Origin of the sequence: Massilia solisilvae (genome assembly GCF_024753215.1) — a bacterium.
Taxonomy (GTDB): Bacteria; Pseudomonadota; Gammaproteobacteria; order Burkholderiales; family Burkholderiaceae_D; genus Telluria; species Telluria solisilvae.
The window spans coordinates 311,718-338,255 of the sequence record NZ_JANUGV010000002.1 but is presented as its reverse complement, the minus strand read 5'-3'; the positions used below and the strand labels follow the sequence as shown (position 1 = coordinate 338,255).

Here is a 26,538-nt window from a genome sequence, read left to right as displayed (position 1 = left end):
GGCAAGATGCGCAGGCGAGAACCTACCCCATGAGCACGCATACCTTCCTCTGGCACGACTACGAAACCTTCGGCGCAACGCCGCGGCGCGACCGGCCGGCGCAGTTCGCCGCGATCCGTACCGACGCGGACCTGAACGAGATCGGCGACCCGATCATGCTGTACTGCCAGCCGGCGCCGGATTACCTGCCCGATCCGCAGGCTTGCCTGATCACCGGGATCACGCCGCAGCAGTGCCTGGAATATGGCGTGCCGGAGCACACATTCGCGGCCACCATCTGCGAGGCGTTCAGCCAGCCGGGCACCATCGGCGTGGGCTACAACACGATCCGCTTCGACGACGAGGTGACGCGCCACCTGTTCTGGCGCAACCTGATCGACCCGTACGCGCGCGAGTGGCAAAACAACTGCGGACGCTGGGACCTGCTCGACGTGGTGCGCATGACCTACGCGTTGCGGCCGGATGGCATCGAATGGCCGCGCAACGACGAGGGCAAGCCAAGCTTCAGGCTGGAACACCTGACCCGCGCCAACGGCCTGGTGCACGAGGCGGCGCACGACGCGCTGTCCGACGTGCGCGCCACCATCGCCATGGCGCGCCTGATCCGGCAAAAGCAGCCACGCCTGTTCGAGTTCTGCCTGGGGCTGCGCAACAAGGACAAGGTGGCGGCCGAAATGGGCCTGCACCTGGCCCCCGCCGCGCGCCAGCCGTTCCTGCACGTGTCGGGCATGTTCCCGGCCGAGCGCGGCTGCCTGGCGCTGGTGTGGCCGCTGGCGCAGCACCCCACCAACAAGAACGAGATCCTGGTGTGGGATTGCGCGCACGATCCGTCCGAACTGTTCGACCTGGACGTGGACACGATCCGCACGCGCATGTTCACGCGCAGCAGCGAGCTGCCCGAGGGCGTGACGCGGCTGCCGATCAAAAGCGTGCACATCAACAAATCGCCCATGCTGGTGTCCAACCTCAAGACGCTGAGTCCGGAGATGGCCCAGCGCTGGGGCCTGGACCTGGAACGCGGCCGCGCGCATGCGCTGGCGGCGGCGCAGGGTCCGGACATGGCGGCGACCTGGGCGCAGGTGTTCGAGCGGCCGCGCGCCGAGGGTCCGGCGGATGTGGACGAAGACCTGTACGGTGGCTTTGTGGGCAACGGCGACCGGCGCAAGCTGGACTCGCTGCGGCAGGAAGCGCCGGAGCGGCTGGCGCAGTTGCGGCCGGCGTTCGACGATCCGCGGCTGGGCGAGCTGCTGTTCCGCTACCGCGCACGCAACTTTCCGCACACCTTGTCGGAGCAGGAAATGCAGCAGTGGGAAGAGCACCGCGCCGCGCGCCTGTTCGAAGGCGCCGGCGGGGCGCGCACGATCGAGCAGCTGATGGGCGAGATCGATGCGCTGTCCGAAACGGCAAGCGAGCGCGACGAAGAGATTCTTGGTGCGCTGTATGACTACGCGGAGTCCATCGCCCCGACGCGGCGATGAGACGTTCGTAGGGTGGGCGGGTCCCCCGCCCACGCGTTCAAGCGGCGCACGCACTATTTGAACGCGTGGGCAGGAAACCTGCCCACCCTACCGTGAATCCTGTTAGCTCGTGGAGCTCTTGAGCCCACCCTACAAAATATTAGCGGTACTGGTTGATCGCGTCGCGCGTCTCGATCGCCACGCGCCGCGCGGCTGCCGCGAAATCCTCGCCGTCCTTGGGCGTTGCGTACAGGATCGCACGCGAGGAGTTGATCATCATGCCGGTACCAGCTGCCGTGCGCCCGGCCTTGACGGTCGCCTCGATGTCCCCGCCCTGCGCGCCGATTCCCGGCACCAGCAGCGGCATGTCGCCCACGATCTTGCGCACCTGCGCCAGCTCTTCCGGGAAGGTCGCGCCCACCACCAGCGCGCACTGCCCGTTGCGGTTCCACTTTTCCGCCACCAGTCGCGCCACGTGCTGGTACAGCGGCACGCCATCCACTTGCAGGAACTGCAGGTCCGACCCGCCCGGGTTGGACGTACGGCATAGCACGATCACGCCGCGATCCGTCCACTCCATGTACGGTTCCACCGAGTCCGAGCCCATGTACGGGTTGACCGTCACCGCATCGGCCCCGTAGCGGTCGAAGGCCTCGCGCGCGTACTGGTGCGCGGTGGCGCCGATGTCGCCGCGCTTGGCATCCAGCACCAGCGGAATGTGAGGGTAGGTTTCGCGCAGGTAGCGGCACACCGCTTCCAGCTGGGCCTCGGCGCCCAGCGCGGCGAAATACGCGATCTGCGGTTTGAACGCGCAGGCCGCGTCGGCGGTGGCGTCGATGATGGCCTTGCAGAACTGGTAGATGCCATCCGCCTGCCCGCGCAGGTGCGCAGGGAAGCGCGCCAGGTCGGGGTCCAGGCCAACGCAGAGCAGCGAATTGTTGCCCGCCCACGCGGCCGAGAGTTTGTCGATGAAGTTCATGGCGTACCTTTCCAGTTCTGCAAACCCCGCCATTGTACCCGGCAGAAGTGCGGGGTTTGCCCGTTTGGAGTATATTTTGGACATTCAACAACCTTGCTAATGGTGCATCATGACCCGATCCGTTTTTGCGCGCTGGTTCCGCCTGTTCTTTGCCTTCGCTCTCGCCACCACCCTGCTGTCCGGCTGTGGCTACAACGAGTTCCAGCAAAAGGACGAGGCCACCAAGGCAGCGTGGAGCGAAGTGGTGAACCAGTACCAGCGGCGCTCGGACCTGATTCCGAACCTGGTCAACACCGTCAAGGGTTACGCCTCGCACGAGAAGGACACGCTGGAAGCGGTCACGCGCGCCCGCGCGGCTGCCACCAGCATCCAGGTCACGCCTGAAGTGCTGAACGACCCGGCCGCGTTCCAGAAGTTCCAGCAGGCGCAGGGGGAATTGACCAGTGCGCTGTCGCGGCTGATGGCGGTGTCGGAAAACTATCCCAACCTGAAAGCGGACACGAGCTTCCGCGATCTGCAGTCGCAGCTGGAAGGGACCGAGAATCGCATCACCGTGGCCCGCCAGCGCTACATCGCCGCCGTGCAGGACTACAACGTGACGGTGCGCAGCTTCCCGACCAATATCACGGCCAAGGTGTTCGGCTACCAGCCCAAGCCGTCGTTCACGGTGGCAAACGAGGCGGCGATTTCGACGGCGCCCAAAGTCGATTTCGGTAAATAAGACCATGATCCTGTTGCGCTATTTCTGGTGCCTGGCCCTGGCGTTCTGCCTGGCCGGGCCGGCGCATGCACAGTTCAAGCCCGTGCCGCCGCTCACCGCGCACGTGGTGGACCAGGCGGGCATGCTCGACGCCAGCCAGCGCGAGCGGCTGGAATCGGTGCTGGCCGACTACGAGGCCAAGACCGGCAGCCAGATCGCGGTATTGCTGGTCAAGTCCACCGAGCCGGAAGCGATCGAACAGTACAGCATCCGCGTGACCGACCAGTGGAAGCTCGGGCGCAAGGGCGTGGACGACGGCGTGCTGCTGATGGTCGCGCGCGACAACCCGCCCGCCCTGCGGCGCCTGCGCATCGAGGCGGGCCGCGGCGTGCAGGGTGTGCTGACCGACGCCCAGTCCAAGCGCATCCTGCAGGACGTGATTGCGCCATACTTTCGCAACAACCAATATTACGAGGGCCTGGTGGCCGGCGTGGGGGCGATCGCCACCCTGCTGAACCAGGAGCAATTCCCGGCGGCCGCGCAGCAGCGCCAGCAGCCGCAGCCGGATGACGGCGGCGCCCTGCCCGGCCTGTTCTTCACCTTCATCGGCATCATGATCCTGCTCTCGATGTTCCGGCGCGGCGGCCGGTCGCGCCTGTCCGGCGGCGGCTGGGGCAGCGGCGCCACCGGGTTTATCCTCGGCAGCATCCTTTCCGACATGAGCCGCCACCGTGGCGGTGGTGGGTTCGGCGGCGGCGGGTTCGGCGGCGGCGGCGGCGGTGGCGGCTTTTCGGGCGGCGGCGGCAGTTTTGACGGCGGCGGCGCCTCGGGGAACTGGTGATGAAGCACAGCCTGCACCACCGTATCAAGCGCGCCCTGCGCCACGCGCGCAGCAGTGCCGGGCACGCGCGCCGCGCTTTCCCCCCGGACGACTTGAAGGCGTTCGCCGAGGCGATCACCGCCGGCGAGCAGACCCATCGCGGCGAAGTGCGCCTGATCGTCGAGAAAGCATTGCCGCTGGATGCGGCCTGGGGCTGCATGAGCAGCCGCCAGCGCGCGCTCGCCCTGTTCGCCGATCACGGCGTGTGGGATACCGAGGAAAACTGCGGCGTGCTGATCTACGTGAACCTGGCCGAGCACCAGGTGGAGATCGTGGCCGACCGCGGCATCGACCGCAAGATCGGCCAGGCCACCTGGCAGAACGTGTGCCGCACGCTGACCGAGGGCTACGCGCGCGGCGAGTTCCGCAGCAGCACGCTGGACGCGATCGGCCAGGTGAACCAGCTGCTGCGCCAGCATTTCCCGTCCGATGGTCCCCGGCCCAACGAGTTGCCCGACCACCCGGTCATGCTGTAGCGATGGCGCGGCCCCGGCCCGCGCATTCCACCACGAGGAGCCACCATGAGACTAGCCAACAAAATCGCGATCGTCACTGGCGCGAGCCAGGGTATTGGCCTGGCCTGCGCCAGCCGCCTGGTGCAGGAAGGGGCGCGCGTGATGCTGGCCGACGTGCGCGAGACCGAGGGCCACGCGGCTGTGGAACAACTTGGCGCGGCGGCACGCTTTTTTTGCGCGGACGTGAGCCAGAAGGCCGACGTGGACGCACTGGTGGCAGCGACGCTGGAGGCGTTCGGCCAGCTCGATATCCTCGTCAACAACGCCGGCGTGACCCATGCGGCCGAGTTCCTCGACCTGGCCGAGGAGGACTTTGACCGCGTACTGCGGATCAACCTGAAGTCGATGTTCCTGTGCAGCCAGGCGGCGGCGCGCGAGATGATCAAGCGCGGCAGCGGCTGCATCATCAATATGTCGAGCGTGAACGCGGAGCTGGCCATCCCCAACCAGGTGCCCTACGTGGTGTCCAAGGGCGGCGTCAACCAGCTGACGCGGGTGGCGGCGATCAGCCTGGCGTCGCACGGGGTGCGCGTGAACGCCATCGGGCCGGGTACGATCCTGACGGAACTGGCGAAAAAGGCGGTGCTGGGCAGCCCGGAAGCGCGCCATACCATCCTGTCGCGCACCCCGCTGGGACGCTGCGGCGAACCCGAGGAGGTGGCGGCCATCGCGGCCTTCCTGGCCAGCGACGACGCCTCGTACCTGACCGGCCAGACCCTGTACGCGGACGGCGGCCGCATGGCGCTGAACTATACGGTGCCGGTCCAGGAGTGAAAATCAGGGGGCGGGAAGCAGCGCGGCAGTGATATTTCCAAAATGAATGTCTGGTATCGGAAAACGAAATTGGACATATATTTTGCGGCGCAGCATACTTCAGCTGTCTCCACTATTCTCCTCCAAGAAAATAGTTTAAGCCCGCTCTCTACAGCGGGCTTTTTTTTTGTCCGTTCCGCCTGAGCGTGCACGCCAACTGCGGCTGCACGCGTGGGCGCTCGGCTGGGCACTGCCCAGCCTCTCCCTGCCCACCTGATCCCTTAACGCGGCATGGTCTTCACCGGCACGTTCTCGGCCTGGGTCATGCCGCAGCGGAAGCCGCCGCGCCCGTTCCACGCATCATCGATCGCGAAGTGGGCCTCGAACGGCACCTCGACCACGCCGATGGCCGGCGGCGGCAGGTAATCCAGGTAGGTGCCCTTGAGCGCCACCAGCTTGGTCACCGGACCCAGACCCGCCGGGTGCACCTGCCCGGTCACGTTGTTGATGACCTTCTCGTTGTTGGGCGGGGCCACCGCCTGCGTGATCATAGCGTGGCCGGACACCTTGCCGCTACCGGACACCACCACCAGCGAAAAATGCAGCGTTGGCGCACCGGCGACATTTTCGTTGCCGGCAAGACCGTTCACCAGATACGTTCCGAGCGTTTGCATGGTCGATCTCCCCCTTCATGGGCGGGCTTGGGTCAGGAGGCAAGCCCCTCCTCCATTTTGTTTCGCAGGGAAATCATCTTGTGCCGGTTTAATCGGCCGCAACACTGTGCGTGTTGATAGCTTGCGCAATGGCAGGGCCAACGGCGATCCGGCCGAGCTGCAAATGTTCCGCCCGCTGACGCCCAAACGCTTGAGCCACGTCATCCTGCAGTCACATTGGCTGCCTATACTGGGTTCATCTGCGGTACGCGCAACCGATATGCCCGACTCGCAGCCCGGTGTGCCCTGCCCATGCACGGCACACCACCCGAATTTTCGCGTCTCTTGGCCCGATCTTGGGTTGTGCCCGCCTCTACCGGCGGGCATTTTTTTATCCAGTCGAGATTTTTCCTGCAGGAAACCGAGCAAAAAAAGGACGGCGGCCCGTCTTGAAGACGGCTCAGTCTTGGCTATGATGAATTCCGCGCGCCGCGTTTTCGCCACGCCGCGGCGCCAGACAAACGACAAAGGGAGCTGGTCCGATGACTATTCACGTACCTGAAACGATGTCCAATGCACGAGAGAACCCATCTGATTCCGGCCGCCGCCAGCACGGGCCGGAAGACCACCTGATCCTGAGCGAGCTGAACCCAAAAGCAGTGGTGGACGCGCTCGACGAAGGGGTGCCCCTGAACCTGATCACGTTTGGCAACGTGCGCGAGGTCTGCCCCAAATGCAAGCAGCACCTGAAACTGGTGCTGCGCCAGGCGCGGGTGCGCATCGCCCACTTGCTCTGTTCCGGCTGCGACAGCTGCTTTGACGCCCATTACGCCAACGGCGCGCCGGCGCTGACGATCTGAACGCCGGGCAGCCGTGCGTCCGGGCTGCCGGCCGGCATGGTATGGTAGATGTTTTCCGCATTGAACGTCTCCCATGCCTGCCCTGTTAGCAACCCTCGTCTTCGATCCCAAACTGCGCACGCTGCGCCTCGGCTGCGCGATCCTGATGTACCTGACCATCCTGGTGGCCGGCTCGATCCCGGGCGCGCGCGCCGAGATCGGGCACGTCGCCTCCGGCGCGGTGCTGCACTCGATCGCCTACGCGGTGCTGGCCTTCCTATGGTTCACCGGCAGCACCGGCAGCGCGCCGGCGCGCGCCGCCAAGGCGGTGCTGGCGGTGGCGGTGATGGGCGCCGGCGACGAGTTCGTCCAGAGTTTCTTCCCCTACCGCGGACCGGCGGTGGGTGACTGGATCGTCGATTGCTCCGCCGCGCTCGTCACCAGCATGCTGCTGTGGCTGCTGATGCCCGGCCAGGAACGCGCGCGCCGCGGCTGACCTCCACGCGCCAACAACATTCCTTCCTCCCGAGCCAGCTTTGATCTGGCTCATGGTCAAGCCGAGTCAGCTGGAACGCGCCCGCCGTTCGTGCCTCTTACACCAGAGTGGCACGCGGCATCGTCACGCATCTCCAGTAAAACCATTCCAATCGGAAGGAGTTGATCATGAAGCATAGACACCAGAGCTTGCTGCTGGTTGGCTTGCTGGCCATTGCGCTGTCGGCGTGCAGCAACATGCGGCACGGCGGTAGTCAATCCACCGGCGGCGACATGTCGGGCGCCACCAGCAGTGGCGGCGAGTCCGGCACCGGCACCGGCACCGGCAGCAGTGGCGCCGGCGGCTACGGCGGCGGCACCAGCGGCGCCTCGGGCGGCTCGCAATCGGGCACGGGCGCGGCGGGCACGGGCACCTCCGGCTCCTCGGGCTGGGGCGGCACCTCGGGCAGTTCGGGTAGTTCGGGCACTTCCGGCAGCTCGGGCACTTCCGGTTCCTCGGGCAATGACCAGTCTGGCTCCGGCACCTCCGGCACCTCCGGCATGTCGGGCAGCTCGGGCGGCGGCAGCGCCAGCATGGAGGACAGCGGCTCGGCCGGCAGCATGGCCGGCACCGCCGCCGGCAGCCAGGACATGTCGCAGGGTTCCTCGGCGGCAGGCCAGTCCACGGCGGCCAGCTCGGCCCCGAACGCCACGGTGGTGTCGATCGACGTCATCCCGCGCAGCGCCAGCGGCGCCACCGGGGCCGGCAGCATGGCCGGTGCGGCAGTGGGCGGCAGCACTGGCGGCGCCACCGGCAGCGCCACCGACCGCGTGTACCGCGTCACCTTGCGCATGGACGACGGCAGCACCCGTGTCGTCACCCAGGAGACCACTCCCGACTACCGTGCCGGCGACCGCATCAACCTGACCAGCGGGGTCATCTCGCACTGACCGGCTAGTACACCTGTTCGACCAGATAGCCTCGCTGCGCAAGCAGCTGAGGCAATCCGTTTGCGCCCAGCAGGTGCAGCAAGCCTACGGCGATGAAGGTGACGCTCCCCTGACGCATCAGCTGTTCGATGTGGGCGACCATCTCCGGATTGCGCCGGCCCAGCAGCACGCGGCGTGTGAAATCGGCTACCGCGCCGCCGCCCCGGGTGGCGTCCTGCAACAGGGCGTCGCGCGCCTGCGGGTCGCCCGTTGACCAGGCGTCGACCACCGCGTGCGCACGGCGCAATGCGCTGCCATCACGCAAGGCGCGCAGCGTTTCGCGCAGGTAGCGTTCGGATTCGACATCGTTCATCGTGTCGAACAGGGCCAGCTGGTAGTCCGCGCTTTCCAGCTCGGCGACGGGCGCGCCACGGCTTTGCGCATCGGCCAGCAGTACGCTCTCGACGCCGATGCTGCGGCGGTAGCCGTCGCGCTCCAGCGCCATGCTCAGGAGCAGGTTGGCCAGCAGCCAGGGCTTGAAACGGCGCATGCTTGCCACGCTGATGCCCTGGTCGTGCAGCGCTTCGGTGAGCTGGGCGGCCGTGTCCGGGGGCAGGTGGTTGCGCACGTCATCGCCCGGCGCATAGCTGCCGTGCTTGTCCACGGCGTGCGCGAACGCGTCGTTGCCGCGGGTGTCCAGCTCCACCACCAGCCGACTCGCGCTGCGCAGCGCGCGGCCGACTTCGGGGGCGAGCGGATAGAACGCGGTGCTGCCCACATGAATGGTGCCGAACAGGTAGGCGACGCGGCCGTCGCGGCTGATGCGGTACAGCCCGCCCTGATGGTGCGCGGCGACCGGCGCCGGACCTGGCGGCACCGCCGGTTGCGGCAGCATGTGCGTGCTGGCGGCCAGCGCGATGTTGCCGGCGCAGGCCGCGCCGCCGGCCAGCGCCAGCGCGGCGGCCACGGCCATGCGCCATGCCAAACCGACCAGGAACGCGTGCCCAGGACTGTGCCGCGCCGCATTGTATTGGTCACGCGATGTCGAGCTGGCTGGCATGCGGCGTCGCTTTCTGTCACGGTCAATCATCGCTTCCAGCAGCCACGCGAGTCTCACGTAAAGTGGGAGGCGGGCTGGGCAGTGGCCAGCGTTCAGCGGAACACGCGTTGTCTGAACGCGTGGGCGGGAGACCCGCCCACCCTACGGTCTTGCGGCGCCGACATTTCCACGGAGACGGCCAGCGCCGCTACTCCGCCCCAACCTTCTGCGCCCGCGCGCGCTCGGCCATAACGGCTTCAGCCGCCTTCTTGCCGGCGATGAAGGCATGGTCGGAGTTGTAGTACTCCCACTCGCTGTAGCGTCCGGACAGCACGATGTCGTAGCGCGCCAGCCAGGCACGGATGGTTTGTACGTTGGCGGCGCGCTGGTGGTCGTACACCACGTAGGCGTATGGCATGTCCACGATGTTGGCGGTGACGATCTCGTCATCGTCGCGCAGCATGGTCACCTTGCGACAGTCCGCGATGCAGCGCTCGATCAGCGCCTGCCCATCCACCGGCAGCGGTTTCCACGGCGAATACGAAATCTCGCAGGTCAGGCCAAAGCCGCCAGGCGGATTGCAGTACGGGCTGGCGTTCCCCTGCACAAAGATGCGGTGGAAAATGCTGTCCTCCGGATAATAGATCCAGTGCTTGTCGGTGATGTTCTCGCGCCCCACGCCCAGGTTCACGCACTTGATCGAAATGTGCTTGAGGCCCTTGGCGGCCTGGCGCACCTCGTCCGGCGCCTGTTCGCCGATCAGCTTGACGAGCTCGGGCAGCGGCATGGTCGAGACCAGGTGGTCGTAGCGGTAGCGGCTGCCATCGGCCATGACCACCACATGCTCGCGCGGCAGCACCTGCACCACCGAGGCATTCAGTTCGATCCGGCCCTTGATGTGCGCAACGAAGCCGTTCATCAGCGCCTGGAAACCGCCCTTGAGCGGATAGCCGAAACGCGCGTTCGGCCCCATCGGCTTGCCCACTGGCTCGAGCGCGCCTTCGATGATTTCCTCCAGGTTCGGCAGCGGCACCCGCCCGCCCAGCCACGAGGTTTCCATCTCGGTCAGCGGCACGGTCCACAGCTTGCGGTTGTAGGGAATCGCAAAATGCTTGCCGATGCCCTTGCCCCACACGCGGTAGATGAATTCCTCGAAGTTGGCGGCCTCGCGCTTTTTCGGCGCAAGCTGGGTCGCATTGGCCACGTCCGCCGTGCCGTCGCCGCAGCAGTCCTCGACCGGCTTCATCGCACACGCCGCGCCGCCGTCGGCGTTGCCGTAGCGCGCCTCGATCGCGCCCATGATGCACTCGGTGATGACCTGCGGTGGCAGCCCGTACAGTGCGCCCTGGAACGGATAGCGCGTGTAGGTGTTCTTGCTGTACACCCAAGCCTCGCGGTTCTGCCAGTGCATGTTATCGCCCAGCAGGACCTCGTACAGCTTGAGCACGTACGGGTCGTTGGAGAACATGATGTGGCCCGCGTAATCGAAGGTGAAGCCCTTGTCGTCCACCGAACGGCACCAGCCACCGACGGTGGCGTTCTTCTCCAGCAGCACCGTGTTCGCGCCCAGGTGATAGGCGGCCGACAGGCCGGTGGGGCCTGCGCCGATGATCACCGTGCCGGTCTTTTGCGCCGCCCCGCCCTGTGGCGAGCGCAGCGGGTTGACCTTGCTGCCGTCCGCCTTCACCGCCGCGCCCTGCTGCACGAAGCTGGCCTTGGCGTCGCGCCTTGGCGGCGCGCCATCCATCAGCTCGCGCATCTGGCTTGCGGTGGCGTCCCACGAGGTGTGCGCCACAATCTCGCGCATCGCCTCGGCCAGCGCCTCGCGCTGGGCTGGCTCCAATGCCAGCGCAGCCTCGCACGCGGCGATGAACTCGGTTGGGCCTTCGGCGATCGCGACCACGTCGCCGTACGGCGTGGCCACGTCGGCAATTGGCGTGGACACGATCGGCAGCTCGGCCGCCATGTACTCGAGCACCTTGGTCGGGCTGATGAAGCGCGTCGCCTCGTTCAGCGCGAACGGCAACAGGCACACGTCCCAGCCCGCCAGGAACTGCGGCAGCGCCTCATACGGCTGCTGCCCCATGTAGTGGATGTTGGGCTGGCGCGGCAGCTCGTGTTCGCCGATCTTGGCCACCGGCCCGGCCAGCACGATCTGCCATTCGGGATGGGCCTTGGCCACCGCCTCTACCAAGCCGGTATCGAAGCGCTCGTCGATGACGCCGTAGAAACCCAGGCGCGGATGGGGGATCGCGGACTGCGCCGGATGGCTCAGGCGCTTGTCCCTGCCCTGGCCGAAATGGGCCACATCCACGCTGCTCGGGAAACAATGCACGCTGTGGTGGCGCGCGCGCTTCGCTTCGTACAGGCTCGGGCCGCCGGCGAACACCAGGTCGGCCAGGTTCAGCAGCGCCGTCTCGCGCTGCAACAGCTGCTTGGGCGGATTCTTGAACGAGGCCAGCTCGTCCATGCAGTCATACACCACCAGGCTCGGGTTGAGCCCCTGCAGCAGGGGCAGCGCCATCGGCGTGTAGAACCACACGATCGGGCGCTCCCCAGGCGGTAGCAAGTCCGCCAGCAAGGGCTGCAGCAGCGGGATCTGGTCGTCATGAAAGCCCCCCGCCGCGACCTTCGTATGCGCGCGGCATACGGTCACGCCGGGCGCCGGACTGCTTTTGTCGAGATACGGTTCCCCGTCATCATGTTCCGGTTCCTCGACAAACAGGACCGGATAGTGCTGCGCCAGGCGCGTCAGCAGGTGCTGAGGCCGTTGGAAGACGAAATCCCAGCGCAGGTGGCTGAATACAACGATCGAAGGCATGATGACTCCTTTACCGCCCCGCGCTCGCGAGGCGTGCGGTTAATCGGTCTGTGTCGCACATGGGCCGGCCGCCTTGCACCTGGGTGCAGGTCATGCGCCGGGCCCGGTTCCCTCCTCCACATCCTTTTTCTCGAGCGAGACATTGCGTGTGGCGGCGCTGATCACCTCCAGCGGCAGCTTGGGAGTACGGTCCGCATTGAGCAGGCCGTTGGCTTCCTGGAAGGTGTCGGCGAACTGGGTATAGCAAAAGCCGCTGAACATGAAGGTGGTGTTGACCACCTCCAGCAGCCGGCGGTACAGCGAGAGATAGCTCTCGTCCGTGTGGGCTCGCGTGTAGCCCCAGGTCTTGTCATCCGGCGTCGCGTTGGGGTCGAACGCGATGCCGCCGAATTCGGTCAGCACGATCGGCTGGCCGCGGTGCGGAAAGCCATCGAGCGTGAGGATGCGCCCGCCGGGGCGGCGCTGGTCGAACAGCGTGCGCACCGGATCGGACACGGCATAGCGCTCGCACAGCTTTTCGGGATTGCAGTCGTAGTCGTGGATGCCGAGGATGTCGGTGGCCGACGCCTCCCAGCCGTCATTGCCGATCACCGGGCGCGTCGCGTCCAGCGTGCGCGTCAGGTGGTACAACGCCTCGACCGCGTTGCGATGCGCCTGCGTCAGCGTCAGGTTCGGCACGCCCCACGACTCGTTGAACGCGACCCACACCACGATGCACGGGTGGCTGTAGTCGCGGTGGATCGCCTCGGTCCACTCGCGCACCATGCGCGTGATCGCCTTGGGCGAAAAGCGGTAGGCAGACGGCATCTCTTCCCACACCAACAGGCCCAGCCTGTCGGCCCAGTACAGGTAGCGCGGATCTTCGATCTTCTGGTGCTTGCGCACGCCGTTAAAGCCCATCAGCTTGGCCAGCTCGACGTCGCGCTTGAGGTGCTGGTCGGACGGCGCGGTCAGGAACGACTCGGGCCAGTAGCCCTGGTCCAGCACCAGCCGCAGCTGGTAGGGGCGGCCATTGAGCATCAGGCGGTCGCGGTTGATCGCGAACGCGCGCAGCGCCGTGTACGAGCGCACCTTGTCCACCACCTGGCCGTCCACGCGCAGCGTGACCTCGGCGTCGAGCAGGGTCGGCCGCTCCGGGCTCCACAACAGCTCGTTGCGCGAGTCGTCGATGCCGGGGTCCGACAGCGCGATCTTGCGGTTCGCTTCGCCCGACACGACCTTGTAATTGTCGTCCGCCAGCAGCTGCCGGCCATGCCAGATCTTCACCTCCACGAACATATCCTCGGTCGGGATGTCGCCGGCCGCGAACACCTCGCAACCGATCTCGAAAGTCTCGAAGATCGGGGTCCACTTGAGCGTGCCGATGTACGTGTTCGATACCTGCTCCACCCACACCGTCTGCCAGATGCCGGTGGTGCGCGGGTACCAGATCGAGTGCGGCTCGAGCAGCCAGTCCTGCTTGCCACGCGGCTTTTCGAGGTCGAACGGGTCGTCCTCGACATACACCGTGACCACCTGGCGCCCGTCGGCATGCATCGCCATCGTGATGTCTGCGGAGAACGAAGTGTGCCCGCCCGCGTGCTCGGTCACCTGGTGGCCGTTGACCCACACCCGGCATGCGTAATCGACCGCGCCAAAGTGCAGCACCGTGCGCCCGGCGCTGGGCTTGAGCTCGAATTCGCGCTGGTACCAGCAGGCGCGGTGAAAGCCGGTGTCGCCGATGCCCGACAGTTCGGTCTCCGGCGCGAACGGCACATTGATCTCGTGGGTCCAGCCGCTCACCTGGCCGGGCAGCTTGAACTGGCCCTCGTCGTCGTAGCGGAAGCGCCACTTGCCATTCAGGTTCATCCACTGGTCGCGCACCAGCTGCGGGCGGGGATACTCAAACTGGCTCATTGTTTTCCTTTCCTTGCTCTGGCACCGGGATCAGGATCCGGCCGGCCCGTTCATGCTTGTTGTATGCGGAAAGCGCGGCCTGCGCCGCCTGCCTGGCCTGGCCCGCGCGGCACAGCGCGACCACCGCGCCGCCAAAGCCGGCCCCGGTCAGGCGCGCGCCATACACGCCGGGCGCGGCGCGCAGCGCGTCCACCAGCGCGTCGAGCTCGGGAATCGACACCTCGTAGTCGTCGCGCAGGCTGGCGTGCGATGCGTTCATCAGTTCGCCGAAACGCTCGGCCGACACGCCGCGCGTCGCTTCGAGCACGCGCAGGTTCTCGCGCACCACATGGCGCGCGCGCTGGCGCAGCGGCGCCGGCAGCTGCTCGACCGCATCAGGATCGGTCACGTCACGCAGCGAGGCCACGCCGAGCTTGCGCGCGGCCTCCTCGCATTCGGCGCGGCGCTCGTTGTACTTGCTGGCGGCGAGCTTGCGTGGCACGCCCGAATCGAGCACGATGATCTCGGCATCGGGCGGCAGCGGCACCAGCCGGTGCTCGAGCGTGCGCGCATCGATGAACAGCATGTGGCCGCGGTCGGCCAGGCTGGACGCCATCTGGTCCATGATCCCGCAGTTCACCCGCGCGTATTCGATCTCGGCGCGCTGCGCCAGCCGCGCCAGCTTCACGTCGTCCAGCTCGATGCCCAGCAGCTGGCGCAGTGCGCGCAAGGTCGCCACTTCGAGCGCGGCCGAGGACGACAGGCCCGAGCCTACCGGCAGCTCGGTGGAGGCGTACACGCGCAGCGCCGGCACCTTGATGCCCTCGGACTGCAGCAAACGGATGCAGCCCTCGATGTAGCTGCCGAAGCCCGGCGGCGGGCTGCCGCCCTCCGGGAAATCGATGCTGGTGTCGAGCGTGGACGAGTAAAAATAGAAGTGCCCGTCGCCGCTCCTCTTCATCGCCACCGTGGTGTGCTGGGGCGTGGCGACCGGCAGCATGAAGCCGTCGTTGTAGTCGGTGTGCTCGCCCAGCAGGTTCACGCGGCCGGGCGCCGAGGCCACCACGTCGGGCGCGCCGCCGAAAAAGGTATCGCTGCTCGTCATGTCACCTCCAGCCACAGCGGCCGCTTGCTGCCCTGCACTTCCTGCGCCGGCCAGGCCGGGTCGCAGGTCAGGTTTTCCAGCCCATCCGCGCCGAGCACGAAGGTGTCCTCGATCTTGGCGCCCACGAAGCTGGGGTTGAACGCGAACGCCATGCCCGTCTCGAGCTCGGTCGCGGTATAGGGCGTTGCCACGATCTCGCGCGACAGGTAGCCGGTGATGCCGCCCTGGTGGTGCTCGCGGATCGCATCGGGCCGGTTGGCGTGGCGGTAAGCCTGCTCGAACGCGAAGTACACCGCGGACAGCGAATTGCCCGGCTTGATCGCGGCAAGGCCGGTGGCCTCGACCGCCATCAGGTCCCGCTGGTCGCCGCTGGCCGGGCCAAAGCTGACGAAGCGTGTCAGGTTGGCGTACAGGCCGTGGCGGCGCGCGCAGAACACCAGCATGGCGCGCTGGCCGAGGCGCTCGCCGGAAGGGGTGGCGTGGCGGTACAGCGGCAGGCGCCGCTCGCCGGCCGCCAGCACCAGCGCCGGGTGGATGCCGCGCCGCCACAGCGCCTGCGCGCCGGCGCCGGCCAGGTCGTATTCGGTCCAGTCGGGCCGCGCCAGGTGCAAGACCTCGGTCATCGCCTCGGCCGACTCGCGGCCCAGCGCGCGGTAGCGCTCCTGCTCGTCGCTGCCGAGCACCAGGCGACGCTGGCGCAGTGTGGCCGGCAGCGCCTGCTCGGCCGCCACCGGACGGTCCGACAGCACCGGCCGCCCGTCCGCCACCTCGAGCACGTAGCGCTCGCGCAGTTCGAGCTCGGCCCACGGCACCACGTGGAACGCAAAGCCGGGGGGAATCTCCTCGTCGCGCAGGCGCTGCGCCTCGATCTCGTCGGTGAGCACGCAGGCTTCCTCGCGCGAGACCAGCACCTCGGCCACGCCGGTTTCGGCGGCCATCAGCACGGTGTTGGACCCGCCCGCCGTGATCCAGGCGAACCAGTCGGTGCCGCGCAGCCGGATCGCGCCGGCGCCGGCCTGGTCGAGGGCGGCGCGCAGCAGCGCCAGCTTTTCGAGCGCCTCCGCGCTCCTGATTGCCAGTGCCTCGCTCATGCGCTCTCCTCCAGGTTCGCCGGCACCTGCTGCAGCTCGTAGGCGGTGGTCTCGGGCAGCACGTCCATGGCGAACATGCCGGCGCCGATCTCGGTGCCGGCCAGGTACTTGAGCCGGTCGCGCGTGCGGTAAGGCGGGAAGAACTGGGCATGCAGCTGGGTTTCGGGATGCTCGCCGCCGTCGGTCGGGGCCTGGTACCAGGTCATCAGGTACGGGAAAGGGCGGTCCCACAAATGGTCGTACTTGAGCAGCACGATCTTGAGCGCGCGCGCCAGGTCCTCGCGCTGGGGCGGGGTGAGCGCGGCAAAGTCCTTGCACGGCGCAGTCGGCATCACCCACACCTCGTACGGATAGCGCGCGCACGGCGGCACGAATGCGATTGCGTGTTCGCCCTCGTACAGCACGCGCTTGCCGTCGGCGGCCTCGTCGCGCGCCATGTCGCACAACAGGCTGGTGCCGTGCTGCAGGTAGTACTCGCGCTCCTGCGCCAGCATGCGCGCCGGCACGCTCGGCACGAACGGATAGGCGTAGATCTGCCCGTGCGGGTGGTGCAGCGTCACGCCCACCTCGGCGCCGCGGTTCTCGAACGGCAGCACGTAATGGATGTGGTGCTGCCCGCCGATGCGCGTGGTGCGGTCGCCCCACACGGCCAACAGCAGCTCGATGCGCGACAACGGCAGCGCGCCCAGCGACGACACCGGGTCCTGCGTGAACACGACCACCTCACAGTGCCCGTTGGCAGGCGCGGTGGGCACCGTCAGCACCGGCGGGTCGTGCGACTCGAACGACAGCGACGGGAAGCGGTTGTCGAACACCGCGATTTCGTACTCGCCCTGCGGCAGTTCGGTGGGATGCGCGGGGTCAAGCGTGACCGCCAGCGGGTTGTACTGCGGCGGCGGCTGGTAAGTGCGATTCTGGCGATAGGCCGCGTAGGTCACCCATTCGCCTCGCAACGGGTGCCAGCGCAGGTGCGGGTTCGCATGCTGCGGGTCGGCGAACGGGCTCGGGGCCACGATCCCGTCCGGTATGGGCTGGTTGCTGTAGAGAGTGAGATGTCGACCGTCCGGCTTGATTAATTCTTTGAAATGCATGGCATTGTTTGAATGTCGAGCACGTGAAATGGAGGCACGCCGCAAAGACCATCCTTGGCAACGCAGCGCGGCTGGGGACCGATCCTATCATGCAGTTTTCACCACTTTTTCCATGCATAACCATTGCAATTTCTATAGGTAAAGCCGGGTGTGCTACCGCGCGACAACGGAACAGGCCGCGGCCCGCGCCGCCCAGAGGGAAGGCGTTGCACAGCGCGACGTTGCACGCTCCGCTCGGCCAAGGACGTAGTCCTGTGCTTACAAAACGAATGGGCGTTTTTACGGGTTTCCGTGCGGCGGACGCCTACAGGCCAGAGTGCACTACAGATGAGTTAACGGCGTTGGAATCGTCCTTCCCGCTCCGGCAAACGCGCGCGGCTTGGAGTATCGTATTGCCGACGACCCAAGCCACGGAGAACAAGGACATGAGCCAAAGGACCATCAAGCGCGTGCACCCGGCAGTGCGCGACGACATCGGCGACCTGCTGACCCAGCGTCCGCTGCCGAACCCGCACCTGGACCAGATCGATCCTTTCCTGTTCCTGAACCATCACGGCCCGCAGACCTACCCGCCGCACAACCAGGGGCTGCCGTTCGGGCCGCACCCGCACCGCGGTTTCGAGACCGTGACCTTCATCCTGGACGGCATGCTCACGCACCAGGACAGCGCCGGCCACGAGAGCATCATCCGGGCCGGCGGCGTGCAATGGATGACGGCCGGGCGCGGCATCATCCACGCCGAGATCTCGCCGCGCGAATTCCTGCGCCACGGCGGCCCGCTCGAGATCCTGCAGCTGTGGGTGAACCTGCCGCCGCACCTGAAGATGGCCGAGCCGGCCTATGTGGGCCTGCAGCGCGAGGACATCCCCGCGATCGAAGTGGACGATGGACGCGCCGTGGTCAACCTGGTGGCGGGCACGTTCAATGGGGTGACGGGACCGGTGCGGTCGCTGACCGGCGTATTCATGAGCACCATTGCGCTCCGCAAGGGCGCGCGCTTGCTGCTGACGGGCCTGACGGGCCGCAGCGTGTTCCTGTACGTGGTGCGCGGCATGGTCGAGGTGGGGCCGGACAAGGTCGAGCCGCTGCACCTGGCCGAGCTGAATGCGGAAGGCGACGCGCTCGACCTGTCGGCCGAGTCGGACGCGCTGCTGCTGTTCGGGCACGCCGAGGCGATCGGCGCGCCGGTGGTGTCGCACGGTCCGTTCGTGATGAACACGCGCGAGGAAATCATCCAGGCCATCAACGACTACCAGGCCGGGAAGTTCGGCGCGCCAGGCTGAACGCGGCGCGCCGGGGCGCGCGCCTTAGCGCACGGCGACGTTCATCGTCACGTCGGTGGCGAGCGAATCGCTGTTGAAGGCCAGGCGCATCGCGTCGTCGCGCGAGGCGAAACGGTTGGGCGCGACCGGCACGATCTCGGTCTTCTCGCCATCGACTTCGGCGTACAGCTTGCGATGGTCGGCGGTCACGTGCAGCGTGCGGCCGTCTTCCAGCGCGTAAGCGCCCTGCACCGCCTTGAACTGCGACGGATCCAGACGATAGCTGGCGCGGATCGCCGGAGCGGAAACATTGACGGTGGCATCGACGTTGGCGGCCGGGGCGGCGGAAGCGGACAGCGAAACGGTGGCGGCGGCGGCCAGGGTCAGTACATGGGTCAAGCGCATGATGTTCATCCTTTTGGTGAAATTGGAGGGACGGACAGCACGGCGATGCCGCGCGGTCCACGTCTTTCAATTTCGCCGGGCGCGTCGTCAATGGCCTGGCGAATGATGACAGTGTAGCCAGCGCCGCGCCACGCTCAAGCGGCAACCGGCTGAAGTGCGCAAAACGCGGGATGAAGTGCGCGAAATGCGGAACGAGCCGTCGTGGCGGGCGCGCTTGCGCGGCGCTTTGTTCTACAGTGCTTCCCTGCACATCCAGCGAGGCTGCTCCATGCATACGATTCCCCTCGTCGCCACCACGCGCGGTTATCAGGACAGCGCTTACCTGACCGAGAACGTGCATATGGGTTCGGTGGCGGTGGTCGATGCCGGCGGGCGCCTGTTGTGGTCCGCGGGCGATCCGGCATGGCTCACTTTCACGCGCTCGTCGCTCAAGCCGTTCCAGGCCCTCCCCTTCATCCTCGACGGCGGCCTGGATCGCTTTGGCCTGTCGCGCGACGAACTGGCGCTCTTGTGCGCAAGCCATTCCGGCGAAGAGAAGCATGTGCGGGTGGTGCGCACGATCCTGGGCAAGATCGGGCTGGACGAACAGCACCTGGAGTGCGGCTGCCAGGTCCCGCTGTATTACGATGCGGTGAACCTGCCGCCGCCGGCAGACCAGCGCTGGAGCGCGCTGCACCACAACTGCTCCGGCAAGCACAGCGGATTTCTTGCGTGGTGCCGGCTGCACGGCGCGCCCACCGCGCGTTACGTCGATCCGCGCCATCCGCTGCAGCAGGCGATCCGCACGCGGCTGGCCGAGGCCGCGGGCCTGCCGGCGCAGGCGCTGGCGTGTGGCATCGACGGCTGCTCCGCGCCCAACTACGCACTGCCGCTGTCCCGGCTTGCTCACCTGTACGCGCGGCTGGCGCAGGGCGAGCGCGACGGCCGGCTGGGCGCGGCATTCGGTCCGCTGTTCGACGCGATGACGGCGCGGCCCGACCTCGTGTCCGGGGAGGAGCGCAGCGACCTGCACCTGATGACGGCCGGGCGTGGCGACTGGGTCTGCAAGATCGGCGCCGACGGGGTGCAGGCGATCGGCGTGCGCTCGGCAGGGCTTGGCATCGCGATCAAGATCGCCGATGGCGGCAGCCGCGCGCTGCACCCGGCCACCTACCGCGTGCTCGACCAGCTCGGCCTGCTCGACGAACACGCGCGCGCGGTGCTCGAGCGTTATCGCCAACCGCCCATCAAGAATGCGCGCGGCACGGTGGCGGGCGATATCCGGCCGCTGTTCGAGCTCACCCGGGCTCGCCTTTCGTAGGGTGGGCAGGTCTCCTGCCCACGCGTTCGGATCCGGCAGGCCTTAGCTGAACGCGTGGGCGGGAAACCACCCTACGAAAGCCCCCGCAAGGCTGCGACATCCGTCGCCGCTTTGTCACAAAATCAGCTTCCATCCGGCACACATAGCTTACGTTCTTCATTTTCTTGCGGTAAACTAGTTAGCTACCTACCGATTTGATAGTGAATTATGTCCCTTCTACCTGATCCGACGCCGCAGGAGCGCTTTTCCACCGTGCTGCACGCAACCGCGCGCAGCTGGCGCCTGGCGCTGGACGCGCGCCTGAAGGACCTGGGCGTGGGCCAGTCGGGCTGGCTGACGATCGCGATCCTCGCCAAGTCAAAGACTGAACTATCGCAGCGCGCCCTTGCCGACCAGCTGGGCGTGGAAGGCCCGTCCGTGGTTGCCATGCTCGACCGGCTCGAAGCCGCCGGGCTGGTGCTGCGCGCGCCCTGCCCCACCGACCGGCGCGTCAAGCTGGTCCACCTGACCGATGCCGGCCGCGCCCTGTTCGCCAAGGTGCGCAAGCAGGCCGACGCCTTCCGCGCCTCGGTGCTGGACCAGGTGCCGCCAGCCGAACTGGCCGCCGCCACCGCCCTGCTCGAATCGCTGCGCGAACGCATCGAGGAGATGCTGTGAGCGCTGCCGCCGCCACCGCGGCGCCGGGAGCCCCGCCGATCAACCGCACCATGATCACGATCTCGATCATGCTCGCGACCGTGATCCAGGCGCTCGACGGCACCATCGCCAACGTCGCGCTGCCGCACATGCAGGGCAGCCTGTCGGCATCAACGGACCAGATCACGTGGGTGCTGACCTCGTTCATCGTGGCCGCCGCCATCGCCACCCCGCTCAACGGCTGGCTGGTGGACCGCTATGGCCTGAAGAACGTGTTCCTGGCCTCGGTGGCCGGCTTCACCGCGGCTTCGGTGCTGTGCGGGATCTCGGCCACGCTCACCGAAATCGTCATCGCGCGCATGCTGCAGGGCGTGTTCGGCGCGGCCCTGGTGCCGCTGTCGCAGGCGGTCCTGCTCGACATTAACCCGCGCGAAAAGCATGGCTCGGCCATGGCGGTATGGGGCATGGGCGTGATGATCGGCCCGATCCTGGGACCGACGCTGGGCGGCTGGCTGACCGACCAGTACAACTGGCGCTGGGTGTTCTTCATCAACGTGCCGATCGGCGCGATCGCCTTCTACGGCATCTGGCGCTATATCCACGCCACGCCGGCAGCGCGGCGCGTGAAGTTCGACACCTTCGGCTTCGTCACGCTGTCGGTGGCGATCGGCGCGCTGCAGATGCTGCTCGACCGCGGCGAGCAGAACGACTGGTTCGGCTCCACCGAAACCTGGGTCGAGGCGATTCTGCTGGCGCTGAGCGCCGCCTACTTCATCGCCCACACCGCCACGCGCCCGGCCGGGCAGTCGTTCATCGACTACCGGCTGCTGCTCAATTCGAACTACGTTACCGGCCTGCTGTTGATCTTCATCGTCGGCATGGTGCTGTTCGCCACCCGCGCGCTGATGCCGACCATGCTGCAGGGCCTGATGGGCTACCCGGCCATGCTGGCGGGCCTGGTGACGGCGCCATCGGGCCTGGGCACGATGCTGTCGATGCTCGTGGTGGGCAAGCTCACCGGCCGCGTGGACTTTCGCCTGCTGCTGGGCGTGGGCTTTGCGGTGACCGGCTTCTCGCTGTGGCAGATGACCCAGTACACGCTGGTGCTCTCGCAAAGCGACATCGTGTGGCCGGGCGTGATCCAGGGGATCGGCATGGGTCTGGTGTTCGTGCCGCTGTCGGCCGCCACCTTCGCTACGCTGTCGCCGCAGATGCGCGCGGAAGGCACGGCGCTCTACAGCCTGATCCGCAACATCGGCAGCTCGATCGGCATCGCGCTGGTGCAGACCCTGTTGGTGCGCAACACGCAGATCGCCCACAGTTCGCTGGTCGAGCACGTCACCATCGCCAACCCGGAACTGGGCAACCCGGCCGCCGCGCTGGCCGGCTCCGGCGCCGCCGCGCTCAATGCCGAGATCTCGCGCCAGGCATCGATGATCGCCTACGTGGACGACTACTGGCTGATGATGATCCTGACCGCAGCCGTGATCCCGATGCTGCTCCTGATCCGCCCACCCAAGCGCAGCGCCGCGCCTGCCCAGGTGGACCACGCCGCCCTCGAATAACCATGAAAGCCAAAAAAACAGTGCGACATTTACGACTCACGAAAGCGGCGGGCGCGGTGCTGGCGCTTGCCCTGGCCGGCTGCGTTCACGTCCCGGCCGACACCAGCGCCGCCACGGCGCCCGACTTCGCGCGGGCGCAGCACGAAGCGGCGCTCAAGCTGGCGCGCGACGCGTGGCCGGCGCAGCAATGGTGGAAGGAATACGGCGACGCGCAGCTGGACGACCTGGTGGCGCGCGCGCTCACCAACAGCCCGTCGATCGCGGTGGCGCAGGCACGCGTGGCCACCGCGCGCGCCGCGCTGCGCGCCGAGGAAGCGGCCGGCGGCGCGCAGGTGGGCCTGAATGCCGGCCTGAACCGCCAGCGCTACTCGGCCACAGGCCTGTTCCCCGAGCCGATCGGCGGCAACTGGTTCAACGATTCGACGGTGCAGGTCAAGGCCAGCTACGACTTCGACTGGTGGGGCCGGCACCGCGCGCTGGTGGCCGCCGCGCTGGGCGAAACCAGCGCACGCCAGGCAGAAGCCGCGCAGGCGGCGCAGACGCTGTCGGCGGCGGTGGCGCAAAGCTACTTCCGCCTGCAGATGCTGTGGGCGCGCGAGCGCAACGTGGCCGCGCAGCAGGCGGTCCAGCGCGACGTGCTGTCCGGGCGCCAGCAGCGCCTCAAGCAGGGCCTGGTCAACATCGACACCGTGCAAGGCGCCGAACAGGACCTGGCCAGCCTGAACCAGCAGGCGCAGTATTTCGCCACCCAGGCCGCGCGCGAACGCGAGGCGCTGCGCGCCTTGATCGGCGCGGACAGCGATGGCTTGCCCGGGCTGTCGTTCCGGCCGCCGCAAGAGGTGCAGGCCGCGCTGCCGGCGCGGCTGGGCATCGAGCTGCTGGCGCGCCGGCCCGACCTGCAGGCCGCGCGCTGGCGTGTGGAGGCTGCGCTGGGCCGCACGCGCGCCGCCGAAGCCGCGTTCTACCCGGACCTGAACCTGATGGCCGCGGCCGGCCTGAACTCGGTCTCGCTGTCGCGCCTGCTGCAGTACGGCAGCCGCACCATGCTGGCCGGCGCGGCGCTGAACCTGCCGATCTTTGACGCCGGCCGTCTCGAAGCCGGCCTGGGCGAAGCGCGCGCCCAGCGCGACGAGCTGCTGGCCGATTACAACCAGTCGGTACTGGTCGCCGTGCGCGACGTGGCCGAAGAAGCGGCCACGCTTGCCGGCATCGCCCAGCAGCGCCGCGCCTACCAGGAAGCGGTGGACAAGGCCGCCAGCCTGGAAGCGAACGCGCGCGTGCGCCTGAAAGCGGGCCTGGCCGAAAGCGCCGCAGTGCTGCAGGCGCAACTGGCCACGCTGCGCCTGCGCGACGCCGGCCTGCAGCTGCGCGACGCCGAACTGCAGTCGCAGGTCGCCCTCGTCAAGGCACTGGGCGGCGGCTACCGCGCCGCACCGATCCAGACCGCCGCCAACAACCAACAAGACAACCACGCCATCGCCAAATGAGTAACGAAACCATCGCCCCCCATGAAAAGAAGCGCCGCGCGTTCCTGCTGGCGATCACCGCCCTGTTCATCCTTGGCGGCCTGGCTTACGCCGCCTGGTACGTGCTGGTGCTGTCCAAGCGCGTCGAAACCGACAACGCCTACGTCGGTGGCAACCTGGTCAACGTGAGCTCGCAGGTGACCGGCAGCGTGGTCGAGATCCGCGTGGACGAGACCCAGCTGGTGCAGGCCGGCACCGAGATCATCAAGCTCGACCCGTCCGATGCGCAGGTAGCGCTGGCGCAGGCCGAGGCCCGTCTGGGCACCGTGGTGCGCCAGGAACGCGAGCGCTACACCACCGTGCAGCAGCTCGAAGCGGCGGTCGAGCAGCGCAGGGTCGCGCTCAAGACCGCGCAGGAAGACCTGGCGCGCCGCCTGCCGCTGGCCGCAAGCCAGATCGTGTCTGGCGAGGACGTGGCGCACGCGCGCCGCAACGTGGAAGAGGCGCGCGCCGCGCTCGACGTGGCGCAGAAGCAGGCCGCGGCCGCGCGCGTGACCGTGGCTGGCGTGGCGCCGCAACAGCACCCCAACGTGCTGGCCGCAAAGGCCGACTACCTGTCCGCCTGGCTGGCCGCGCGCCGCAACGCCATCGTCGCGCCGGTGACCGGGTACGTCTCCAAGCGCAGCGTGCAGGTAGGCAGCCGCATTGCGCCGGGCACGCCGCTGTTGACGATCGTGCCGCTGAACGACCTGTGGGTGGATGCCAATTTCAAGGAGTCCGAGCTGCGCGACATCCGCGTCGGCCAGCCGGCCACGATCGAGGCGGACATGTACGGCAGCGATATCAAGTTCCACGGCAAGGTGGTGGGCCTGTCGGCCGGCACCGGCAGCGCGTTCTCGCTGCTGCCGGCGCAGAACGCCACCGGCAACTGGATCAAGGTGGTGCAGCGCCTGCCGGTGCGCATCTCGCTCGACCCCAAGGAGCTGGCGGCGCACCCGCTGCGCGTGGGCCTGTCGGCCACGGTCGACATCGACATCAGCAACAAGCAGGGCAGCGCGCTTGGCACCGTGGCCCAGCCCACGGCGCGTTACGAGACCAGCGTGCTGACCCAGCCGCTGCAGGAAGCCCAGGCCGCCACCGACGCGATCGTCGCCAGGAACCTGGCCAAGTGACCCTGCTCTTTCCGCGCTACGCGGATGCGATACGCGCCGTGGACCTGCAACAGGTCGCGGCGCCGTTGCTGATCCCGGACAGCTTCCTGATCAGGAGCGAAGGCAGGCTGTCCACGTACTACATCCCGTTCGAATCGATCAACACGGCGGCGAAAGTGGTCGTGGTCGGCATCACGCCCGGCTTCAACCAGTGGAAGAACGCGGTGGCCGAGGCTCAGCGCCAGCTGGCGCGCGGCGCGGCACAGGACGAGGTGCTGCGGGCGGCGCGCGTGGCCGGCGCCTTCAGCGGCGCGATCCGGCCGAACCTGGTGGCGCTGCTCGATTCGATCGGCGTTGCGCGCTGGCTCGGCATCGACAGCTGCGCCTCGCTGTTCGGCGCGCATGCGGACCTGGTGCAGGTGACCTCGGCGCTGCGCCACGCCGTTTTCGTCAACGGGAAGAACTACAGCGGCACGCCGGCCATGACGCGCACGCCGTTCCTGCAGCAGCAGGTGCTGGAATGGTTTGGGGCGGAAGCGGCGCAACTGCCCGGCGCGCTGTTCATCCCGATGGGCGCTGCCGTCAGCGACGCGCTCGACTGGCTGGCCGCGCGCGGCGTGATCGACCCGGCGCGCATCCTGCACGGCCTGCCCCACCCGTCCGGCGCCAACGCGGAGCGGGTGGCCTACTTCCTGGGCCGCAAGGACAAGGCCACGCTGTCGGCCAACACCAACGGCGACCAGATCGACGCCACCCGCGCCGCGCTCACCGCGCAGGTTGCCGCCATGATCGCCGCGCGCGGTTAAGCCGCGGGAGCCGGCCCCACTTCGAGCTGGAAGCCAGTCACGCCATCGAGCCCGCCGCGCACGCGGTCGCCGGGCGACAGCGGCCCAACGCCAGACGGGGTGCCCGTGAAAATCAGGTCGCCCGGCATGAGCGTGACGTAGCGTGACAGGTGCGCGATCACGTCCGCCACCGGCCAGATCATCTCGTCCAGGTTGCCGTCCTGCTTGACCGTGCCATTCACCTCCAGCCAGATGCGCGCGCCCGACGGATGGCCCACCTGCGCCACCGGATGCAGTTCGCTGCACGGCGCCGACGCGTCGAAGCCCTTGGCCACGTCCCACGGCCGGCTCATCTCTTTGGCGACGGCCTGCAGGTCGCGCCGGGTCAGGTCGATGCCCACGCCATAGCCCCACACCAGCGACAGCGCGTCCGCCGCCGCCACGTTGGCGCCACCCTTGCCCAGCGCGACCACCATCTCGATCTCGTGATGCATGTCGCGCGTGGCCGGCGGATACGGCAGCGTGCCGGCCGCGGGCACCACCGCGTCGGCCGGCTTGGTGAAGAAGAATGGCGGCTCGCGGTCCGGATCGTTGCCCATCTCGCGCGCGTGGGCCGCGTAGTTGCGCCCGACGCAGAACACGCGCCGCAGCGGGAAGCGCTCGGACGATCCGGCAATCGCGAGCGACGGGATGGCGGGAGGGGTGATGGCGAACGTGGTCATGCTTCTCCTTCTGGAAAGAAACTCTTGGACTGCCAGGCGGCAAT

At 67.7% G+C, this 26,538-nt stretch carries 25 protein-coding genes; 15 read left to right on the top strand and 10 right to left on the bottom strand.

The genetic code is table 11. The features are described 5' to 3' along the window. The first annotated feature begins 29 nt into the window (after positions 1–29). The gene (gene sbcB / locus NX773_RS09685; protein WP_258856130.1) at positions 30–1,478 is read left to right on the top strand and encodes an exodeoxyribonuclease I; all 1,449 of its coding nucleotides are present in this window, start codon (positions 30–32) and stop codon (positions 1,476–1,478) included. Between the two features lie 139 nt (positions 1,479–1,617). Here the strand turns inward: sbcB and pyrF are convergent, their stop codons facing one another. After that, on the bottom strand, positions 1,618–2,436 hold the full coding sequence (gene pyrF / locus NX773_RS09680) for an orotidine-5'-phosphate decarboxylase (RefSeq protein WP_258856129.1): 819 nt from the start codon (positions 2,434–2,436) through the stop codon (positions 1,618–1,620). Positions 2,437–2,545: 109 nt separating this feature from the next. Here pyrF and NX773_RS09675 point away from each other — a divergent pair, with 109 nt between their 5' ends. Genes NX773_RS09675 through NX773_RS09660 form a run of 4 tightly spaced genes read left to right on the top strand, consistent with a single transcriptional unit; the run spans position 2,546 to position 5,305 of the window. Further along, positions 2,546–3,157, top strand: a complete 612-nt coding sequence (locus tag NX773_RS09675; protein ID WP_258856128.1) for a LemA family protein — start codon at positions 2,546–2,548, stop codon at positions 3,155–3,157. A 4-nt stretch (positions 3,158–3,161) separates the two neighbouring features. Beyond that, on the top strand, positions 3,162–3,977 hold the full coding sequence (locus NX773_RS09670; RefSeq protein WP_258856127.1) for a TPM domain-containing protein: 816 nt from the start codon (positions 3,162–3,164) through the stop codon (positions 3,975–3,977). Continuing rightward, positions 3,977–4,492, top strand: a complete 516-nt coding sequence (locus NX773_RS09665) for a TPM domain-containing protein (protein ID WP_258856126.1) — start codon at positions 3,977–3,979, stop codon at positions 4,490–4,492. The genes NX773_RS09670 and NX773_RS09665 overlap by 1 nt, the downstream gene beginning before the upstream one ends. 45 nt (positions 4,493–4,537) lie before the next feature. Beyond that, positions 4,538–5,305, top strand: coding sequence for an SDR family NAD(P)-dependent oxidoreductase (locus NX773_RS09660; RefSeq protein WP_258856125.1), 768 nt, complete (start codon positions 4,538–4,540; stop codon positions 5,303–5,305). A 260-nt stretch (positions 5,306–5,565) separates the two neighbouring features. Here the strand turns inward: NX773_RS09660 and NX773_RS09655 are convergent, their stop codons facing one another. Next, positions 5,566–5,958: a DUF1842 domain-containing protein gene (locus NX773_RS09655; protein ID WP_258856124.1), complete on the bottom strand. Its 393-nt coding sequence runs from the start codon at positions 5,956–5,958 to the stop codon at positions 5,566–5,568. A 545-nt stretch (positions 5,959–6,503) separates the two neighbouring features. Between NX773_RS09655 and NX773_RS09650 the strand changes: the two genes are divergently transcribed. From NX773_RS09650 to NX773_RS09640, 3 genes are all read left to right on the top strand, one after another. Beyond that, positions 6,504–6,797: a hypothetical protein gene (locus NX773_RS09650; protein WP_258856123.1), complete on the top strand. Its 294-nt coding sequence runs from the start codon at positions 6,504–6,506 to the stop codon at positions 6,795–6,797. A gap of 73 nt (positions 6,798–6,870) precedes the next feature. Continuing rightward, positions 6,871–7,272 carry a VanZ family protein gene (locus NX773_RS09645; RefSeq protein WP_258856122.1) on the top strand — a complete coding sequence of 134 codons (402 nt, stop codon included), beginning with the start codon at positions 6,871–6,873 and terminating at the stop codon, positions 7,270–7,272. A gap of 167 nt (positions 7,273–7,439) precedes the next feature. Further along, positions 7,440–8,201 carry a hypothetical protein gene (locus NX773_RS09640; protein ID WP_258822580.1) on the top strand — a complete coding sequence of 254 codons (762 nt, stop codon included), beginning with the start codon at positions 7,440–7,442 and terminating at the stop codon, positions 8,199–8,201. Positions 8,202–8,205: 4 nt separating this feature from the next. On the opposite strand, the gene NX773_RS09635 is transcribed toward NX773_RS09640, so the two are convergent. From NX773_RS09635 to galT, 6 genes are all read right to left on the bottom strand, one after another. Next, on the bottom strand, positions 8,206–9,153 hold the full coding sequence (locus NX773_RS09635) for a TraB/GumN family protein (protein WP_258856121.1): 948 nt from the start codon (positions 9,151–9,153) through the stop codon (positions 8,206–8,208). Between the two features lie 274 nt (positions 9,154–9,427). Further along, the gene (locus NX773_RS09630) at positions 9,428–12,040 is read right to left on the bottom strand and encodes an FAD-dependent oxidoreductase (protein ID WP_258856120.1); all 2,613 of its coding nucleotides are present in this window, start codon (positions 12,038–12,040) and stop codon (positions 9,428–9,430) included. A 90-nt stretch (positions 12,041–12,130) separates the two neighbouring features. Next, the gene (locus tag NX773_RS09625) at positions 12,131–13,936 is read right to left on the bottom strand and encodes a glycoside hydrolase family 2 protein (RefSeq protein WP_258856119.1); all 1,806 of its coding nucleotides are present in this window, start codon (positions 13,934–13,936) and stop codon (positions 12,131–12,133) included. After that, the gene (galK, locus tag NX773_RS09620) at positions 13,923–15,020 is read right to left on the bottom strand and encodes a galactokinase (protein WP_258856118.1); all 1,098 of its coding nucleotides are present in this window, start codon (positions 15,018–15,020) and stop codon (positions 13,923–13,925) included. The genes NX773_RS09625 and galK overlap by 14 nt, the downstream gene beginning before the upstream one ends. After that, positions 15,017–16,111, bottom strand: a complete 1,095-nt coding sequence (locus NX773_RS09615; protein ID WP_258856117.1) for a M24 family metallopeptidase — start codon at positions 16,109–16,111, stop codon at positions 15,017–15,019. Before NX773_RS09615 ends, galK begins: the two co-directional genes overlap by 4 nt. Continuing rightward, a complete protein-coding gene (gene galT / locus NX773_RS09610; RefSeq protein WP_258856116.1) occupies positions 16,108–17,202 on the bottom strand; it encodes a galactose-1-phosphate uridylyltransferase in 1,095 nt (364 codons plus the stop codon). Before galT ends, NX773_RS09615 begins: the two co-directional genes overlap by 4 nt. A gap of 425 nt (positions 17,203–17,627) precedes the next feature. Here galT and NX773_RS09605 point away from each other — a divergent pair, with 425 nt between their 5' ends. Next, entirely contained in the window at positions 17,628–18,485 is an 858-nt protein-coding gene (locus NX773_RS09605; RefSeq protein WP_258856115.1) for a pirin family protein, read from the top strand. Between the two features lie 24 nt (positions 18,486–18,509). Here NX773_RS09605 and NX773_RS09600 read toward each other — a convergent pair whose 3' ends face one another. Continuing rightward, positions 18,510–18,869: a hypothetical protein gene (locus NX773_RS09600; RefSeq protein ID WP_258856114.1), complete on the bottom strand. Its 360-nt coding sequence runs from the start codon at positions 18,867–18,869 to the stop codon at positions 18,510–18,512. A gap of 268 nt (positions 18,870–19,137) precedes the next feature. Here NX773_RS09600 and NX773_RS09595 point away from each other — a divergent pair, with 268 nt between their 5' ends. From NX773_RS09595 to NX773_RS09570, 6 genes are all read left to right on the top strand, one after another. Next, complete coding sequence (locus tag NX773_RS09595) at positions 19,138–20,169, top strand: asparaginase (protein WP_258856113.1); 1,032 nt, start codon at positions 19,138–19,140, stop codon at positions 20,167–20,169. A 207-nt stretch (positions 20,170–20,376) separates the two neighbouring features. Further along, positions 20,377–20,826 (top strand): MarR family winged helix-turn-helix transcriptional regulator, encoded by a 450-nt coding sequence (locus NX773_RS09590; RefSeq protein WP_258856112.1) that lies wholly within the window; start codon positions 20,377–20,379, stop codon positions 20,824–20,826. Positions 20,827–20,876: 50 nt separating this feature from the next. After that, on the top strand, positions 20,877–22,370 hold the full coding sequence (locus tag NX773_RS09585) for an MDR family MFS transporter (protein ID WP_258856722.1): 1,494 nt from the start codon (positions 20,877–20,879) through the stop codon (positions 22,368–22,370). A gap of 2 nt (positions 22,371–22,372) precedes the next feature. Next, a complete protein-coding gene (locus NX773_RS09580; RefSeq protein WP_258856111.1) occupies positions 22,373–23,857 on the top strand; it encodes an efflux transporter outer membrane subunit in 1,485 nt (494 codons plus the stop codon). Continuing rightward, a complete protein-coding gene (locus NX773_RS09575; RefSeq protein ID WP_258856110.1) occupies positions 23,854–25,008 on the top strand; it encodes an HlyD family secretion protein in 1,155 nt (384 codons plus the stop codon). The genes NX773_RS09580 and NX773_RS09575 overlap by 4 nt, the downstream gene beginning before the upstream one ends. Further along, positions 25,005–25,793, top strand: a complete 789-nt coding sequence (locus tag NX773_RS09570; protein WP_258856109.1) for a hypothetical protein — start codon at positions 25,005–25,007, stop codon at positions 25,791–25,793. The genes NX773_RS09575 and NX773_RS09570 overlap by 4 nt, the downstream gene beginning before the upstream one ends. On the opposite strand, the gene NX773_RS09565 is transcribed toward NX773_RS09570, so the two are convergent. Continuing rightward, a complete protein-coding gene (locus NX773_RS09565) occupies positions 25,790–26,494 on the bottom strand; it encodes a fumarylacetoacetate hydrolase family protein (RefSeq protein ID WP_258856108.1) in 705 nt (234 codons plus the stop codon). The genes NX773_RS09570 and NX773_RS09565 overlap by 4 nt on opposite strands. Positions 26,495–26,538 lie beyond the last annotated feature (44 nt).

Bases quoted from the DNA above. Each gene is read 5' to 3' on its own strand.
- sbcB (WP_258856130.1), top strand. From the start codon at position 30: ATGAGCACGCATACCTTCCTCTGGCACGACTACGAAACCTTCGGCGCA.
- pyrF (WP_258856129.1), bottom strand. From the start codon at position 2,436: ATGAACTTCATCGACAAACTCTCGGCCGCGTGGGCGGGCAACAATTCG.
- NX773_RS09675 (WP_258856128.1), top strand. From the start codon at position 2,546: ATGACCCGATCCGTTTTTGCGCGCTGGTTCCGCCTGTTCTTTGCCTTC.
- NX773_RS09670 (WP_258856127.1), top strand. From the start codon at position 3,162: ATGATCCTGTTGCGCTATTTCTGGTGCCTGGCCCTGGCGTTCTGCCTG.
- NX773_RS09665 (WP_258856126.1), top strand. From the start codon at position 3,977: ATGAAGCACAGCCTGCACCACCGTATCAAGCGCGCCCTGCGCCACGCG.
- NX773_RS09660 (WP_258856125.1), top strand. From the start codon at position 4,538: ATGAGACTAGCCAACAAAATCGCGATCGTCACTGGCGCGAGCCAGGGT.
- NX773_RS09655 (WP_258856124.1), bottom strand. From the start codon at position 5,958: ATGCAAACGCTCGGAACGTATCTGGTGAACGGTCTTGCCGGCAACGAA.
- NX773_RS09650 (WP_258856123.1), top strand. From the start codon at position 6,504: ATGTCCAATGCACGAGAGAACCCATCTGATTCCGGCCGCCGCCAGCAC.
- NX773_RS09645 (WP_258856122.1), top strand. From the start codon at position 6,871: ATGCCTGCCCTGTTAGCAACCCTCGTCTTCGATCCCAAACTGCGCACG.
- NX773_RS09640 (WP_258822580.1), top strand. From the start codon at position 7,440: ATGAAGCATAGACACCAGAGCTTGCTGCTGGTTGGCTTGCTGGCCATT.
- NX773_RS09635 (WP_258856121.1), bottom strand. From the start codon at position 9,153: ATGGCCGTGGCCGCCGCGCTGGCGCTGGCCGGCGGCGCGGCCTGCGCC.
- NX773_RS09630 (WP_258856120.1), bottom strand. From the start codon at position 12,040: ATGCCTTCGATCGTTGTATTCAGCCACCTGCGCTGGGATTTCGTCTTC.
- NX773_RS09625 (WP_258856119.1), bottom strand. From the start codon at position 13,936: ATGAGCCAGTTTGAGTATCCCCGCCCGCAGCTGGTGCGCGACCAGTGG.
- galK (WP_258856118.1), bottom strand. From the start codon at position 15,020: ATGACGAGCAGCGATACCTTTTTCGGCGGCGCGCCCGACGTGGTGGCC.
- NX773_RS09615 (WP_258856117.1), bottom strand. From the start codon at position 16,111: ATGAGCGAGGCACTGGCAATCAGGAGCGCGGAGGCGCTCGAAAAGCTG.
- galT (WP_258856116.1), bottom strand. From the start codon at position 17,202: ATGCATTTCAAAGAATTAATCAAGCCGGACGGTCGACATCTCACTCTC.
- NX773_RS09605 (WP_258856115.1), top strand. From the start codon at position 17,628: ATGAGCCAAAGGACCATCAAGCGCGTGCACCCGGCAGTGCGCGACGAC.
- NX773_RS09600 (WP_258856114.1), bottom strand. From the start codon at position 18,869: ATGCGCTTGACCCATGTACTGACCCTGGCCGCCGCCGCCACCGTTTCG.
- NX773_RS09595 (WP_258856113.1), top strand. From the start codon at position 19,138: ATGCATACGATTCCCCTCGTCGCCACCACGCGCGGTTATCAGGACAGC.
- NX773_RS09590 (WP_258856112.1), top strand. From the start codon at position 20,377: ATGTCCCTTCTACCTGATCCGACGCCGCAGGAGCGCTTTTCCACCGTG.
- NX773_RS09585 (WP_258856722.1), top strand. From the start codon at position 20,877: ATGATCACGATCTCGATCATGCTCGCGACCGTGATCCAGGCGCTCGAC.
- NX773_RS09580 (WP_258856111.1), top strand. From the start codon at position 22,373: ATGAAAGCCAAAAAAACAGTGCGACATTTACGACTCACGAAAGCGGCG.
- NX773_RS09575 (WP_258856110.1), top strand. From the start codon at position 23,854: ATGAGTAACGAAACCATCGCCCCCCATGAAAAGAAGCGCCGCGCGTTC.
- NX773_RS09565 (WP_258856108.1), bottom strand. From the start codon at position 26,494: ATGACCACGTTCGCCATCACCCCTCCCGCCATCCCGTCGCTCGCGATT.